The sequence below is a fragment of the Bordetella genomosp. 9 genome (genome assembly GCF_002119725.1).
Taxonomy (GTDB): Bacteria; Pseudomonadota; Gammaproteobacteria; order Burkholderiales; family Burkholderiaceae_B; genus Bordetella_C.
Genome location: NZ_CP021109.1, coordinates 1,377,017 through 1,390,218, shown reverse-complemented (window position 1 = coordinate 1,390,218; position 13,202 = coordinate 1,377,017). Strand labels below are relative to the sequence as shown.

Genomic DNA, 13,202 nt, shown 5'->3' with positions numbered 1-13,202 from the left:
CCACCCCCATTACAGGAACAGCCACCGGATTCGTCTTTCGCTTAGCGCTCTCAAAGGAAGTGAGAACCCAGACAGATTGCTCTGCCTGATTCAAACTTACTTCTGTGAGCACTTGATTTCTTCGGCCCCGCCCGGCTCACTCAACCCCAGGACTCGCGTCCCGGCATCTTGCTCGCCAAGCAGGTGCGCCTCAGTCTTATCAAGCGCCCACACTTATCGGTTGTTTCGTTTTTAAAGAACAAGCTCTACCACCACACGCCGCGCCGTGTCACCACGCCTTGGCTCACTTCGCCGCATCCGCTTGCCGGGTCGCTTTCGCTTGCCGGGCCGTCGCTTCGTTTCCGTCGCGTCGTTTGCGTCGTTGCTGTGTCAGCAGCAGAGAAACGAGATTATGAAGAAGTTTTTTTTGGCTGTCAAATCGAAGCGTCGCTTCTTTTTTTTCTGCCGGCGCTTCACGCACTCGTCTTCGCCGCAAGCGGGACACGGTGGAGCACCGCGAACAGCGAAGGGGCGCGACTATAGCACACTGCCGGCGAACGTGCCGCGTTTCAGATCGATGTAGGCGCGCAGCGGCCACAATGGCACTCCGATGGATTTGCCGCCCGCCCTGCCCCGCCGCTCCGCCATGCCGCTGCGCCGGGCAGGACCCGCCGGGCACTGGAGAGCCGCGATGACCACGTCCCGTTTGCCTCGTGTTCCCCTGCTGGAACCCGCGCAAATGAGCCCCGAACAGAAGCGCATTCATGACGTCATTGCGTCCGGGCCGCGCGGACAGGTGCGCGGCCCATTGGCAGTGTGGCTGCATCGGCCCGCGATGGCGGAACACGCGCAGGCCCTGGGGCAGTATTGCCGCTATGAGACGAGCCTGCCCACGCGCCTATCGGAATGGGCGATCCTGATCCTCGCGCGCCACTGGCGCTCCGAATATGAATGGTGGGCGCACAAGCCGCTGGCGATCAAGGCCGGGGTTGCGCCGGCGATGATCGAAGCGCTACGCGACGGCAAACCGGTGCCGTATTCGCATGACGATGAGGCGCTCATCCATGAATTCCTGGACGTGCTGCACGAGACACGGCGCATTCCCCAGGATTTGTACGATCGCATCGTGCATCGATTGGGCGAAGCGGGCGTCATCGACCTGGTCAGCATTGCCGGCTACTACACGCTGATCGCCATGACGCTGGGCGCCTTCGACATCCAGCCGCCCGATGGAGTGGAAACGGAGCTGGATGGGCACGGTCCGGCTTGACCGGCGTCTGCCGCCCGTCCCCTTTCGTCGCGGCTCCACCGGCACAAATCCCTACCAGTTGGGGAACAGGTAGATGTCGAACGCCCGGATCCGTTCGTATTCCTGGCGCGCCTCGGCGTCTGCCATGACTTCGGGCGGCAGCCCCATTTGGCGCATCTCAGCGATGGACACCCCGTCGAGGGACAGCCGCGTCTCGCCGCTCTCCGCCCGCAAGACGCCTTTCCAGGCCGCCCCCAGTTTTGCCGCCAGGTGACGCCAGACCGTGGCCTGCCCGGCCTCTGCGCCGGTCGCGACCGTGGGGAGGGATGAAGTGTCGGACATGGGTGTCTCCTTGTTCGAAAAGTTGGATCGGGAAAGTGGCCACGGCCGAGAAAGTCACGTCACCACGGACGTACGTTCCCGGTATCGGTCCGACTTTCGGCGCGCATCTCAACCGCCGGGCATTGGGCCAAGGAGCCACTTCAACGACGGCCGCGCGTCTGGATGCTTGCTGTGCAAGTTATCCGACCAACATCCGAGAAGGAAACGCTATATTCTTGCCATTTTGGTCAGTTTTTCTTACCAAGATGCCACGGCTTCCCTTGAACACGTTGCCGGTATTCCGCGCCGTCGCGGAGAAACAGAATCTGCGCGCGGCAGCGGATGCGCTGCATTTGACGCACAGTGCCGTCAGTCAGCAGATACGGCTGCTTGAGTCGCGGCTGGGACACCCCTTGTTCGACCGCCGTGGGCGCCGGGTCGTATTGAACCGCGCGGGGGCCGCCCTGTTGAGCAGCGTGCAGCGGGCCTTTGCGGTACTAGATGAAGGCGTGCTAACCGCCGCCGCCGCGGCCGGGGCGCTGGAGCAGCGCCTGCGCATCAGCGTCCTGCCTTCATTTGCACAACGCTGGCTGCTGCCGCGTATGACGGGATGGCGGCAGCGGCATCCGGAACTCGCCCTGGAAATCGAGACCTCGCAACAGGTCGTGGACTTGCAGCGCGAGGGATTCCACGCCGCCGTGCGGCAAGGGCTTGGCGACTGGCCGGGCCTGGTGGCGGAACGGCTGTTCAACGAATCGATGTCGATGATCGTGGTAGCCAGTCCGGCCATGGCGGGACGGCTTGCGGACGCCCCGCCGGCGACTTTTCTGGAGGAGCCGCTGCTGGGCGAAGCGGGCTTGTGGCAAGCCTGGTTCGGGGCCGCCGGCATAACACGCGAAGTCACGCCCGTGGCCGTGTTCAACGACGCCGCGCTGCTGCTTTCCGCGGCGGAACAGGGACTGGGGCTCGCTGTCGCCAGGGAGCTGCTGGCCGCGGATGCCTTACGGGACGGAAGGCTGGTACGGCTTTCCCCCATCTCCATCGAGTACGAAGGCGCCCGCGGCTATCACCTGGTCTATCCGCCGGCGCTACGCGACTGGGCGCCCCTCGCGGCGCTGCGCAATTGGATCCGCGATGAACTGGAACAATCGCAACGAGCCTTGCATGAGCGGCCGGCGGCCGCCTGACGCCGCCGGCCGGTCTTCACGAAGAAAGGGCCGGATACGTCATGCGGCGTCCAATTCCGGATAGTGACGGAAAATCCCGTCTCCGTACGGCAAGCGACGATCGCTATTCAGATAAGCCTGCAGTTCAGGCAGCGCCGCTACCCGCTCGTGCAACCGCATCACCTTGGGATACTGGCCCGCCAAGGTGGCCATGCGCCGCGGAAAGGCGAAACGCAGGCCGTCGATCAGCTGAAAAAGTGAGAGATCGGCATAGGTCCAGCGATCGCCGCCCGCCAGCCACAGACCTTCATGGACGAGAATCCGCTCGAACCAGCCCATGAACTTCGGGATGCGCTCTTCCCTGAAGTGGCGGGCGCGGCGCGCCGCTTCCTTCTTCTGGTCCTCGTAATAGAGGCTGTTGGCGATGGGATGATGAACATCGTGGGCCTCGGCGACCAGGTCGGCGATGGTCAACTGGATCTGATGCACCCACAAGCGCCCCGCCGGGTCCTGCGGGGCAAGTCCGTGCCGTTCGCCCAGAAACAGCAGAATGTTTGCCGTCTGCCCGATGGTCATGCCTTCACTGGTGACCAGGTAGGGTGGCGCGAACGGCGGATGCACGTCGCGCGCCTTCATGTCGCGCGCAAGGGCCTCGTCCCCGCCCGGCTCGCGCGCACGGTCGCGATAGGCGATGCCGGCCGCTTCCAGCGCCAGGCGAACGAACTCGCCGCGTCCCGGAATGCCGTCCCAATACCAAAGGTCGTAAGTCATTGCTGCGTCTCCCGTCGAAAGGCGACGTTCAGCAACCGTTGTACCCATCCTTCCCGCGCCGTCCAAATCCGCCGTGCTGCACATAACTTTTGTTGCAGCGCCCACCGTTTCGGCGCGGTATGCTGCCGCGTCTTCGACCTTGCTCGAGCCCGATGCATTCTTCTTCTTTTCGCGCGCTTGCGGCCGCCGGCGCCGCCCCGCGCCGCCTGGCGCTTTCCTCACCCCTTTCATTCGCCCCTATCCGACTCGCGTTCGCGCTGATGCTCGCGTTGTGCCTGGCCCTGGGAACGGCAACCGCCCAGGCGCAAGCGCCCGCCACCCACCAGGAAGTGGACAAGGCGCTGGACGCCGCGCGCAAGGATATGGAGGCGCTGCGCAAAAACCTCTCGGAACAGACCGACGACGCCGAGCTGCTGCGCCGGCGCGCCGCCGCGCTGGACATCCAGGCGAAGGCGGACGCCATCGCCGAGAAATTGACGCCGGTCCTGACATCCGTGCAGGCGCGGCTGACCGAGCTTGGTCCTGCTGCGGACACGGGCAAGGAGGCGCACGACGTGGCGGCGCAGCGCGCCGACCTGGAGAAGACCCGGTCCACCCTGGACGCGCAGATCAAGCTGGCCCGGCTGCTTTCCGTGGAAGGCGTGCAGACGGCGGAAATGGTGTCCACGATGCGGCGCTCCCAGTTCCAGGCACGGCTCGGTGAACGGCGCGCATCGATCCTGAGCACGGCATTCTGGTCGGACTTCGGCGACGATCTGCCGCGCGACACGAGCCGGCTGCAGACGCTGGGCGACGAGCTGGCAGCGGCCATCCGGGGAACGCCCGGGTGGGTCTGGACCATCCTGGTGTTGTTGTCGGCGGTGGTTATCGGCGCCGCGGTGGCAGCCAGCCGATTGATCCGCCGTTTCACCGCGGCGCGCGTGCCAGCCGGACGGCTGCGGCGATCCTTCCAGGCCTTGTTCATCGTGCTGGTGGCGACCTTGGCGCCCGGGCTGATCGGCCAATTCCTGGCGGTGGGCCTGGACTGGCAGGGGCAACTGGCGGAAGACACGCAGTCGCTTGTCGAAGGGTTCGCCGGCATCCTGTGCCTGGGCGGCTTCGTCACGGGCCTGGGACTGGCCCTGCTGTCGCCCTCGCGGCCATCGTGGCGTCTGCCGCCCGTGCCCGATCCGGTGGCGGAGAAAATGCGCTGGTTCCCCACCACGCTGGGTCCGCTGGTCGTCGTCATCTGGCTGCTGGAACGCCTGCCCGTCGTGCTGAACGCCAGCCTCAGCACCACCATCGCACTGAACTGCCTGGTTACGGTGCTGCTGGTCGTCATCGCCGCGGCCGGACTCGTCCGCGCAGAGCGCGTGCGCCGCGCAGCCCTGCGCGATCCCGAGACGGGGCAGGCGCCGCCCCGCCAGCTCTGGCTGGTCATTACGGTGGGCCTGCTTTGGATCGTGCTTGGCGTCGCCGTGCTCGCCATGTTGACCGGCTATGTGGCCTTCGGCAATTTCGCGGCCAAGCAGGTGGTGTGGACGGTGATCGTGCTGAGCTCGGCGTATCTGCTGAGCGTGCTCATCGACGATTTCTTCATGACCCTGCTCGGCGCATCGCACCGCGACGACGACGCCCAGGAGCGCGGACAGGAACCGCGCATACGGGACCAGGCCGCCGTGCTGTTGTCCGGCATGGCTCGCGTGCTTATCGGCGTGGTCGCCTTCGTAATGGTGCTCGGCCAGTTTGCCGAAGGGCCGGTTGAGCTGGTGCAGCGCGCGGAACAATTGCTCAACGGCCTGACGGTGGGCCAGGTGCAACTGCGGCCCGCGGCCATCCTGCAGTGTTTCATCGTGCTGGCCGTTGGCCTGCTCGCAGTGCGCATCCTGAAGCGCTGGCTGAAGGCGCGCTATCTGCCGACGACCACGCTGGATCCCGGCATGCAATCGTCGGCGACGACCCTGTTCGGCTATCTCGGCGTGGTGGTTGCCGTTGCACTGGCGCTGTCGGCGCTGGGCATCGGCCTGGAACGCCTGGCCTGGGTGGCGAGCGCGCTGTCGGTCGGCATCGGTTTCGGCCTGCAGGCGGTGGTGCAGAACTTCGTTTCCGGCCTGATCCTGCTGGCCGAACGGCCGGTCAAGGTGGGCGACTGGGTGTCGCTGGGCGGCGTGGAAGGCGATATCCGCCGCATCAACGTGCGCGCCACCGAAATCCAGATGGGCGACCGGTCCACGGTCATCGTGCCGAACTCCGAGTTCATCACCAAGACCGTGCGCAATGTGACGCACGCCAACCCGCTTGGCCTGGTGCAGATCAAGCTGCCCATGCCCCTGGGTACGGATGCGGCGCGGGCACGGGAAATCATTCTGGCCGCCTTCAAGGACCACCCCGATATTCTGGAGACGCCGGCGCCGAACGTATTTTTGGATGGCATCGACAACAGCAACCTCGTTTTCAATGCCACCGGGTATGTCGGGTCCCCGCGCCAGTCCTATTCGACGCGAAGCGCGCTGCTATTCGAGGTGCTGGAGCGCCTGTCGGCCGCCGATATTTCGCTCGGCAAGCCGCCGACCATGCTGGTGAGCGCGGACAAACCCATCCTTCCCCGTCCGGCAGGCGACGGCCGGACGCCTCCCGAAGCGGGGCCGGCTTCCTAGAACGGCCAGAAGCCGCCGTCCAGGTCGTCCTTGCATGCCGCGTATTGCTGGCGAAAACGGTCGGCGCGCGCCTGCACCTTGCGCGCGACGCCGAGGAGCCAGCCTTTGCCGCGGTAGCTTTTGGCGCGGTAGCCGGTCCAGCCTTCGTGATAGTTCAGATATTGGCCGTAGGCGTCCCACTTCGATACGCCGTTGAGCTTCTGGGTCTTGTCGATGTACCAGCCCATGAAATCCATGGCGTCGTCGAAATCGTCGCGGCTGGCGAACCACCGGTTGTTCTGCCGAACGTAGTCGTCCCAGGTCTCGTCCTTGATCTGCGCATAGCCGTAGGCGGAGCTGACCCGGCCCCAGGGAATGAAGCCGAGCAGGTAGACGCGCGGCGGCCGGGCGTCGTGGCGGAAGCTCGACTCCTGATACAGGATGGCGAACGGCACCTGGACCGGCACGCCCCATTTCTTTTGGACGTCCAGGGCGGCTTCGTACCAGTCGTCCTTTTCCCGGAAGATCGCGCAGATGTCGTCCGGGTTGCGCGGCGGCGACGTCGCGCAACCTGCCAGCCAGCTCAGCGGCAGAAAACTAAGTACGGCGGCGATGAGGCGGCGACAGCGGGGACGCATGCGAGGGAAGGCGATCACGAATGCGCCGCGGGCCGAAACGGGAATGCGCCGGCATGGCGGGTTGCGCGGGCATCGTGGCGGGCCGGTTGGCGCTGCCGCTTCCGCGTGCGGAATGAAGCTGTCATGCGGGTCCTCGTCGTGAGCAGGCGTAACGATAATCCGATCGGCGGCCTCCTGTCTCGGCGCGCCGGCGTAGTCTTATATAAGATATAAGACGTCTTGCGCGGCGGGGGGGCGGACCACTACAATCGCGGCCGACATTCCCCCAACAACGACCAGGGCATCTCATGCTAGCTACCTATCGCCAACACGTCGCCGAACGGGCGGCTTTGGGCGTTCCCCCGCTCCCCCTGTCGGCGCAGCAGACCGCCGACCTGATCGAACTGCTGAAGGCGCCGCCCGCCGGCGAAGAAGCCTTTTTGCTGGAACTGATCACGCACCGCGTCCCGGCAGGCGTGGATGATGCCGCCAAGGTCAAGGCGTCGTACCTGGCGGCCGTGGCGCTGGGCAAGGAATCGTGTCCGCTGATCGATCGCGCGAAGGCGACGCAGCTGCTGGGCACCATGCTGGGCGGCTACAACATCAGCGCGCTGATCGAGCTGCTGGACGACGCCCAGGTGGGCACGATCGCCGCGGACGGCCTGAAGAAGACCCTGCTGATGTTCGACGCCTTCCACGATGTCAAGGACAAAGCCGACAAGGGCAACGCCAACGCCAAGGCCGTGCTGCAGAGCTGGGCCGATGCGGAGTGGTTCACCTCCCGTCCGGAAGTGCCCCAAAGCCTGACGCTGACGGTGTTCAAGGTGACCGGCGAGACCAACACCGACGACCTGTCCCCCGCGCCCGACGCCTGGAGCCGCCCGGACATCCCGCTGCACGCGCTGGCCATGCTGAAGAATCCGCGCCCGGGCATCGAACCGGACGAGCCCGGCAAGGTCGGCCCCATCAAGTTCCTGAATCAGCTCAAGGAAAAGGGCCATTTGGTCGCCTACGTCGGCGACGTGGTCGGCACGGGGTCCTCGCGCAAGTCGGCCACCAATTCGGTGCTGTGGTTCACGGGCCAGGACATCCCCTACGTGCCCAACAAGCGCTTCGGCGGCGTCTGCCTTGGTGGCAAGATTGCCCCCATTTTCTACAACACGATGGAAGACGCGGGCGCGCTGCCCATCGAGCTCGACGTGTCGCAGATGAACATGGGCGACGTCATCGAGCTGCGCCCCTATGAGGGCAAGGCGCTGAAGGACGGCAAGGTCATCGCCGAATTCAAAGTGAAGTCCGACGTCCTGTTCGACGAAGTGCGCGCCGGCGGCCGCATTCCGCTGATCATCGGCCGCGGCCTGACCGCCAAGGCGCGCGAAGCGCTGGGCCTGCCGCCCTCCACCCTGTTCCGCCTGCCTGTCAGCCCGGCCGACAGCGGCAAGGGCTACACCCTGGCCCAGAAGATGGTCGGCCGCGCCTGCGGTTTGCCCGAAGGCAAGGGCGTGCGTCCCGGCACGTACTGCGAGCCGCGCATGACCTCCGTGGGCAGCCAGGACACCACCGGCACCATGACGCGCGACGAGCTGAAGGACCTGGCCTGCCTGGGATTCTCGGCCGACCTGGTGATGCAGTCGTTCTGCCACACCGCCGCCTACCCGAAGCCCGTGGACGTGAAGACGCACCACACCTTGCCGCAGTTCATGAGCACGCGCGGCGGCATTTCGCTCAAGCCGGGCGACGGCGTGATCCACTCCTGGCTGAACCGCATGCTGCTGCCGGACACCGTCGGCACCGGCGGAGATTCGCATACGCGCTTCCCCATCGGCATTTCCTTCCCCGCAGGGTCCGGGCTGGTGGCCTTCGCCGCTGCCACCGGCGTGATGCCGCTGGACATGCCGGAGTCCGTGCTGGTCCGATTCAAGGGCAAGATGCAGCCCGGCGTGACGCTGCGCGACCTGGTCAACGCGATTCCGCTGTACGCGATCAAGCAAGGCCTGCTGACCGTCGAAAAGCAGAACAAGAAGAACATCTTCTCCGGCCGCATCCTGGAAATCGAAGGCTTGCCCGACCTGAAATGCGAGCAGGCCTTCGAACTCTCGGATGCGTCGGCCGAACGTTCCGCCGCAGCCTGCACGGTGCGGCTGAACAAAGAGCCGATCATCGAGTACATCAACAGCAACATCGTCATGCTGAAGTGGCTGATCGCCAATGGCTACGAGGATGAGCGTTCCATCCGCCGCCGTATCCAGGCGATGGAAGCGTGGCTGGCGAATCCCCAATTGCTGGAGCCGGACGCCGACGCCGAGTACGCGGCTGTGATCGAGATCGACCTGGCGGAAATCACCGAACCCATCGTGGCCTGCCCCAACGACCCTGACGACGTGAAGACGCTGTCGGACGTGGCCGGCGCGAAGATCGACGAAGTCTTCATCGGCAGCTGCATGACGAATATCGGCCACTTCCGCGCGGCGTCCAAGCTGCTGGAAGGCAAGCGCGATATTCCCGTCAAGCTGTGGGTGGCGCCGCCGACCAAGATGGACGCCCGCCAACTGACCGAGGAAGGCCATTACGGCGTTTTCGGCAGCGCCGGCGCGCGCACGGAAATGCCGGGCTGCTCGCTGTGCATGGGCAACCAGGCACAGGTGCGCGAGGGCGCGACCGTCATGTCGACCAGCACCCGCAACTTCCCGAACCGTCTGGGCAAGAACACGAATGTGTATCTGGGTTCTGCCGAACTGGCCGCCATCTGCTCCAAGCTGGGCCGCATCCCGACCCGCGAGGAATACATGGCGGAGATCGGCGTCGTCAACCAGAACGGCGACAAGATCTACCAGTATCTGAACTTCGACAAGATCGAGGACTACAAGGACGTCGCCGACGTCGTGGAAGTCTGATCGGCCTGGCGCGGACTTTTCCGCGCCGAGGACAAAACCCCGCTTCGGCGGGGTTTTGTCTTTTGGGGCGATCGCGCCGCCGGCAATCGTTCGCGCCCGCGGCGCGCGTGGCGGCGCCTATGCGGCGCTGAGCGGCGTACGGCCCCTGAGGACCCTGGAGCCTACCACCCCGTTGCGCTGTGACAATATATTAATGATAATGCGAACAGTTCGCATTAATTGAGCCAATTTCGTTCAGCGCCGATCGCCATAGCGGATGTTGCTTCGACCCTCGCCGGTCTGCCGGCCCGCATCGCGCCGGCGCGCGCGTCCGCCTTCCAGGAACCCCTATGCCTTTCGCATCTCCAGAACGCCCCGGTTCGTCGGAACCCGCATTGTCCGCACCCCGCCCCCTGCCGCCGATCTCCGGGGCGCTGGCTCTGCGGCTGGCCATGGCCGGCCTGGCCGCTAGCGCGGCATCGGCGCCCGCCGGCACATGGGCGCAATCGGCCGGCACGCCACCGTCTTCGCCGCCTGCCGCCGTCGGCCAGGCATCGGGATCGGGCGCGGCGCCGGTAACCACCCTGGCGCCGGTATCGGTGACCGGCACGGTGGAGACCGAAGGCGACGTACTGCCGCCCACCTATGCGGGCGGCCAGGTAGCCAAGGGCGCACGCCTGGGCGTGCTGGGAGAACAAGATGCGGCCAACGTGCCGTTCAGCGTCACCAGCTTCACTTCGCAACTGGTGGAAGACCAGCAGGCACGCACGCTCGGCGACGTGCTGCGCAACGATGCGTCGGTGCAGGTGACGCGGGGCTTCGGCAACGATGCGCAGATGTTCGTGATCCGCGGTTTTCCGCTGGCGGGCGACGATATATCGTATGGCGGCTTGTTCGGCGTCATGCCGCGCCAGATCATTTCGCCGCAGGGCGCCGAACGCATCGAAATCTTCAAGGGCCCCAGTGCATTCCTGAACGGCGTGCCCGCTACCGGGTCAGGCGTGGGCGGGATGGTGAACATCGAACCCAAGCGCGCCGGCGACGACCCGCTGACGCGCGTTTCGCTGGACTACGGCACATCCTCGCAGCGCGGCGCCAGCGCCGACATCGCGCGCCGCTGGGGCGCCAGCAATCAGTTCGGCATTCGCGTCAACGCGCTGCAACGGGAAGGCGATACGGGTATCCACGACAACAGCGCCCGCATGACGTTCGGATCGGTGGGGCTGGACTACCGCGGCGAGCGCTTCCGGGCTTCGCTGGACCTGGGGTATCAGAAGCAACGCACCGACCAGGGGCGCCCCATGGTGCAGGTGTCGGGCATCGATCTGCCCGACCCCCCCTCGGCGCGCAGCAACTATGCGCAGCCGTGGACGTGGTCGATGACGGAAAACACGTTCGGCATGGTGAAAGCGGAATATGACCTGGCGGAGCGCTGGACCGCCTATGCCGCCATCGGCGGCAACCATGCACGGGAAAAAGGCTCCTATTCGAATCCGACGGTGGATGGCGATGGGGTTGGCATGGCCGGGCGCCTGGACGTGCCCTACGAATCCGACACCTACGGCATGATGGCGGGCGTGCGGGGCAAGTTCGAGACCGGCCCGCTCGCGCATTCGGTGAATGCCGCCTTCTCCAGCGTCTATCTGAAAAAGCGGTCCGCCTACACCTTCGGTTCTTCCTTCGCGACCAGCCTGGAAGACACGCCGCACGTGCCCTCGCCTTCTACCATCCTGAGCGGCGGCGACATGGACGACCCCGGCGTGACGGGACGCAACCGCATGACCGGCGTCTCGCTGTCCGACACGGTGTCGTTCCTGGACGATCGCGTGCTGCTCACCGTGGGCGCGCGTCACCAGAAGATCCGGGTCACGAACTACAGCTACACGGGCGAGGTGGACACGAAGTATGACGACTCCGCGACCTCGCCGGTCTACGGCATCGTGGTGAAACCGTGGGAGCGGGTGTCCCTGTATGCGAACCACATCGAAGGCTTGCAACCCGGGCCGACCGCGCCGTCGGGAACGGCGAACCAGGGGCAGACCTTCGCGCCGGGGAAGTCGAAGCAAAACGAAGTCGGCGTCAAGCTCGATATGGGGGACTACGGCGCGAACCTTGCATTCTTCGAAATCCGCCAGCCCTCTCCCAATGGGGTGACCGATCCCAACACGGGGATATTCGCGCCGCTGGGCAAGCAGCGCAATCAGGGCGTGGAGATGAACGTATACGGTGAGCCCGCTCGCGGCGTGCGAGTGATCGGCGGCATTGCGTTCATTGACGGCAAACTTCTGGATACCGGCGATGACACGTCGGGCAACAAGGCGCCTGGCGTGCCGAACTACAACGCAGTGCTCAATGCCGAATGGGATTTGCCATGGGTGTCCGGCCTGACGCTGCAAGGACGGGTCACGCGAACGGGTTCCCAATATCTGGATACCGCCAACGAGGTGAAAGTCAAACCCTGGACCACGGTCGATCTTGGCGTGCGCTACGCCACGAGGGTGGAGCGCCACGATGTAGTCTGGCGCCTGGGCGTGGAAAACATCGCCAACAAGCGTTACTGGACCTCGGCCTACGGCGGATACCTGATCCAGGGCGACCCGCGCACGGTGAAGCTGTCGGTCGCGGTGGATTTCTGAGCCGGCGCGGGCCGCATGTACACTCGTGGCCTGGAAGAATTGGGGCTCGCGGGCGTCGCGCCGCCTGCCATGGCAATGAAGATCGATCTATCCGCCTTGCAAATGCTGGTGGCCGCCGTCGAGGAACGCAGCCTCGCGAAAGCGGGCGAACGCGAACACCTGGTCACCTCGGCCGCCAGCAAGCGCATTTCGGAGCTGGAGCGCCAGGTCGGCACCACGCTGCTGGTGCGCCACAACCGGGGGGTGGAACCCACGCCGGCCGGCGCGGCGCTGTACCACAAGGCCAAGGCCATCCTGACCAGCGTACGCACGCTGCAGGACATGTGCGAGGAATTCTCGCCGGATGGGATCCCCAAGATACGCCTGGCGGCGAACCGCTCGGCCATCGTGCAATTCCTGCCTGCAGACATCCGCGCGTTCCAGGCCGAAAGCCCCAAGTCCCGCCTGGATCTCGTGGAAGCCTATAGCGGAGACATTCCCCGCATGGTCTCCAACCAGGAAGTGGACATCGGCATCTATCACGCGGCGGGCGCCGCGCCGGGCGTGATGTCCTATCCCTACCGCACGGACCGCGTGGTGCTGGTGGTGCCGGTCGGCCACCCCCTGTCGCAGGCGGCCGGCCTGCACCTGGACGAGGCGCGGTCCTACGATTTCCTGGGCTACTTCCCGCGCCATTCCTTCGAAGCATTCCTGGAGCTGGCCGGCCCTACCCTGACCGGCCCCTTGAACGTGAAGATCCAGGTCGCCAATTACGAAGCGCGCTGCCGCATGGTGCGCGAGGGGCTGGGCATCGCGGTCATGCCGGAATTGATCGCCGATACCTACCTTGGCTTGCTGGGACTGGTCAAGGTGCCCTTGCTGGATGAATGGGCCCGCCGCCAGTTCTACGTGTGCGCCCGCGACCGCGCCCATATGCGGATGGCGGCTGGCGATCTGTTCGATTTTCTGGTCGGAATCGGCCGGCCGGCAGCGTAG

The 13,202-nt window shown here is 65.5% G+C and carries 10 protein-coding genes; 7 read left to right on the top strand and 3 right to left on the bottom strand.

The annotated features are described in order from the left end of the window. Positions 1–168: 168 nt before the first annotated feature. Together CAL13_RS21480 and CAL13_RS06425 are read left to right on the top strand one after the other, a co-directional pair. Positions 169–522, top strand: a complete 354-nt coding sequence (locus tag CAL13_RS21480; RefSeq protein ID WP_157664817.1) for a hypothetical protein — start codon at positions 169–171, stop codon at positions 520–522. Between the two features lie 148 nt (positions 523–670). Further along, complete coding sequence (locus CAL13_RS06425; RefSeq protein WP_232467783.1) at positions 671–1,249, top strand: carboxymuconolactone decarboxylase family protein; 579 nt, start codon at positions 671–673, stop codon at positions 1,247–1,249. 51 nt (positions 1,250–1,300) lie between these two features. On the opposite strand, the gene CAL13_RS06420 is transcribed toward CAL13_RS06425, so the two are convergent. Then, positions 1,301–1,570 (bottom strand): hypothetical protein, encoded by a 270-nt coding sequence (locus CAL13_RS06420; protein WP_086071865.1) that lies wholly within the window; start codon positions 1,568–1,570, stop codon positions 1,301–1,303. Positions 1,571–1,815: 245 nt separating this feature from the next. On the opposite strand from CAL13_RS06420, the gene CAL13_RS06415 reads away from it, so the two are divergent. Continuing rightward, entirely contained in the window at positions 1,816–2,736 is a 921-nt protein-coding gene (locus CAL13_RS06415) for a LysR substrate-binding domain-containing protein (protein WP_086073540.1), read from the top strand. Between the two features lie 39 nt (positions 2,737–2,775). Here the strand turns inward: CAL13_RS06415 and CAL13_RS06410 are convergent, their stop codons facing one another. Then, complete coding sequence (locus tag CAL13_RS06410) at positions 2,776–3,486, bottom strand: glutathione S-transferase (RefSeq protein ID WP_086071864.1); 711 nt, start codon at positions 3,484–3,486, stop codon at positions 2,776–2,778. Positions 3,487–3,746: 260 nt separating this feature from the next. On the opposite strand from CAL13_RS06410, the gene CAL13_RS06405 reads away from it, so the two are divergent. Further along, positions 3,747–6,122, top strand: a complete 2,376-nt coding sequence (locus CAL13_RS06405) for a DUF3772 domain-containing protein (RefSeq protein WP_086073539.1) — start codon at positions 3,747–3,749, stop codon at positions 6,120–6,122. Here CAL13_RS06405 and CAL13_RS06400 read toward each other — a convergent pair. Continuing rightward, positions 6,119–6,739, bottom strand: coding sequence for a transglycosylase SLT domain-containing protein (locus CAL13_RS06400; RefSeq protein ID WP_086073538.1), 621 nt, complete (start codon positions 6,737–6,739; stop codon positions 6,119–6,121). The two genes, CAL13_RS06405 and CAL13_RS06400, sit on opposite strands and share 4 nt — an antisense overlap. A 287-nt stretch (positions 6,740–7,026) precedes the next feature. On the opposite strand from CAL13_RS06400, the gene acnB reads away from it, so the two are divergent. From acnB to CAL13_RS06385, 3 genes are all read left to right on the top strand, one after another. Beyond that, on the top strand, positions 7,027–9,612 hold the full coding sequence (gene acnB / locus CAL13_RS06395; protein ID WP_086071863.1) for a bifunctional aconitate hydratase 2/2-methylisocitrate dehydratase: 2,586 nt from the start codon (positions 7,027–7,029) through the stop codon (positions 9,610–9,612). 374 nt (positions 9,613–9,986) lie between these two features. Continuing rightward, complete coding sequence (locus CAL13_RS06390; RefSeq protein WP_198297926.1) at positions 9,987–12,227, top strand: TonB-dependent receptor; 2,241 nt, start codon at positions 9,987–9,989, stop codon at positions 12,225–12,227. 15 nt (positions 12,228–12,242) lie between these two features. Next, positions 12,243–13,202 (top strand): LysR family transcriptional regulator, encoded by a 960-nt coding sequence (locus CAL13_RS06385; protein WP_332457753.1) that lies wholly within the window; start codon positions 12,243–12,245, stop codon positions 13,200–13,202.

Coding starts and splice junctions, on each gene's coding strand:
- CAL13_RS06425 (WP_232467783.1), top strand. CDS start 671: ATGACCACGTCCCGTTTGCCTCGTGTTCCCCTGCTGGAACCCGCGCAA.
- CAL13_RS06420 (WP_086071865.1), bottom strand. CDS start 1,570: ATGTCCGACACTTCATCCCTCCCCACGGTCGCGACCGGCGCAGAGGCC.
- CAL13_RS06415 (WP_086073540.1), top strand. CDS start 1,816: ATGCCACGGCTTCCCTTGAACACGTTGCCGGTATTCCGCGCCGTCGCG.
- CAL13_RS06410 (WP_086071864.1), bottom strand. CDS start 3,486: ATGACTTACGACCTTTGGTATTGGGACGGCATTCCGGGACGCGGCGAG.
- CAL13_RS06405 (WP_086073539.1), top strand. CDS start 3,747: ATGCTCGCGTTGTGCCTGGCCCTGGGAACGGCAACCGCCCAGGCGCAA.
- CAL13_RS06400 (WP_086073538.1), bottom strand. CDS start 6,739: ATGCGTCCCCGCTGTCGCCGCCTCATCGCCGCCGTACTTAGTTTTCTG.
- acnB (WP_086071863.1), top strand. CDS start 7,027: ATGCTAGCTACCTATCGCCAACACGTCGCCGAACGGGCGGCTTTGGGC.
- CAL13_RS06385 (WP_332457753.1), top strand. CDS start 12,243: ATGTACACTCGTGGCCTGGAAGAATTGGGGCTCGCGGGCGTCGCGCCG.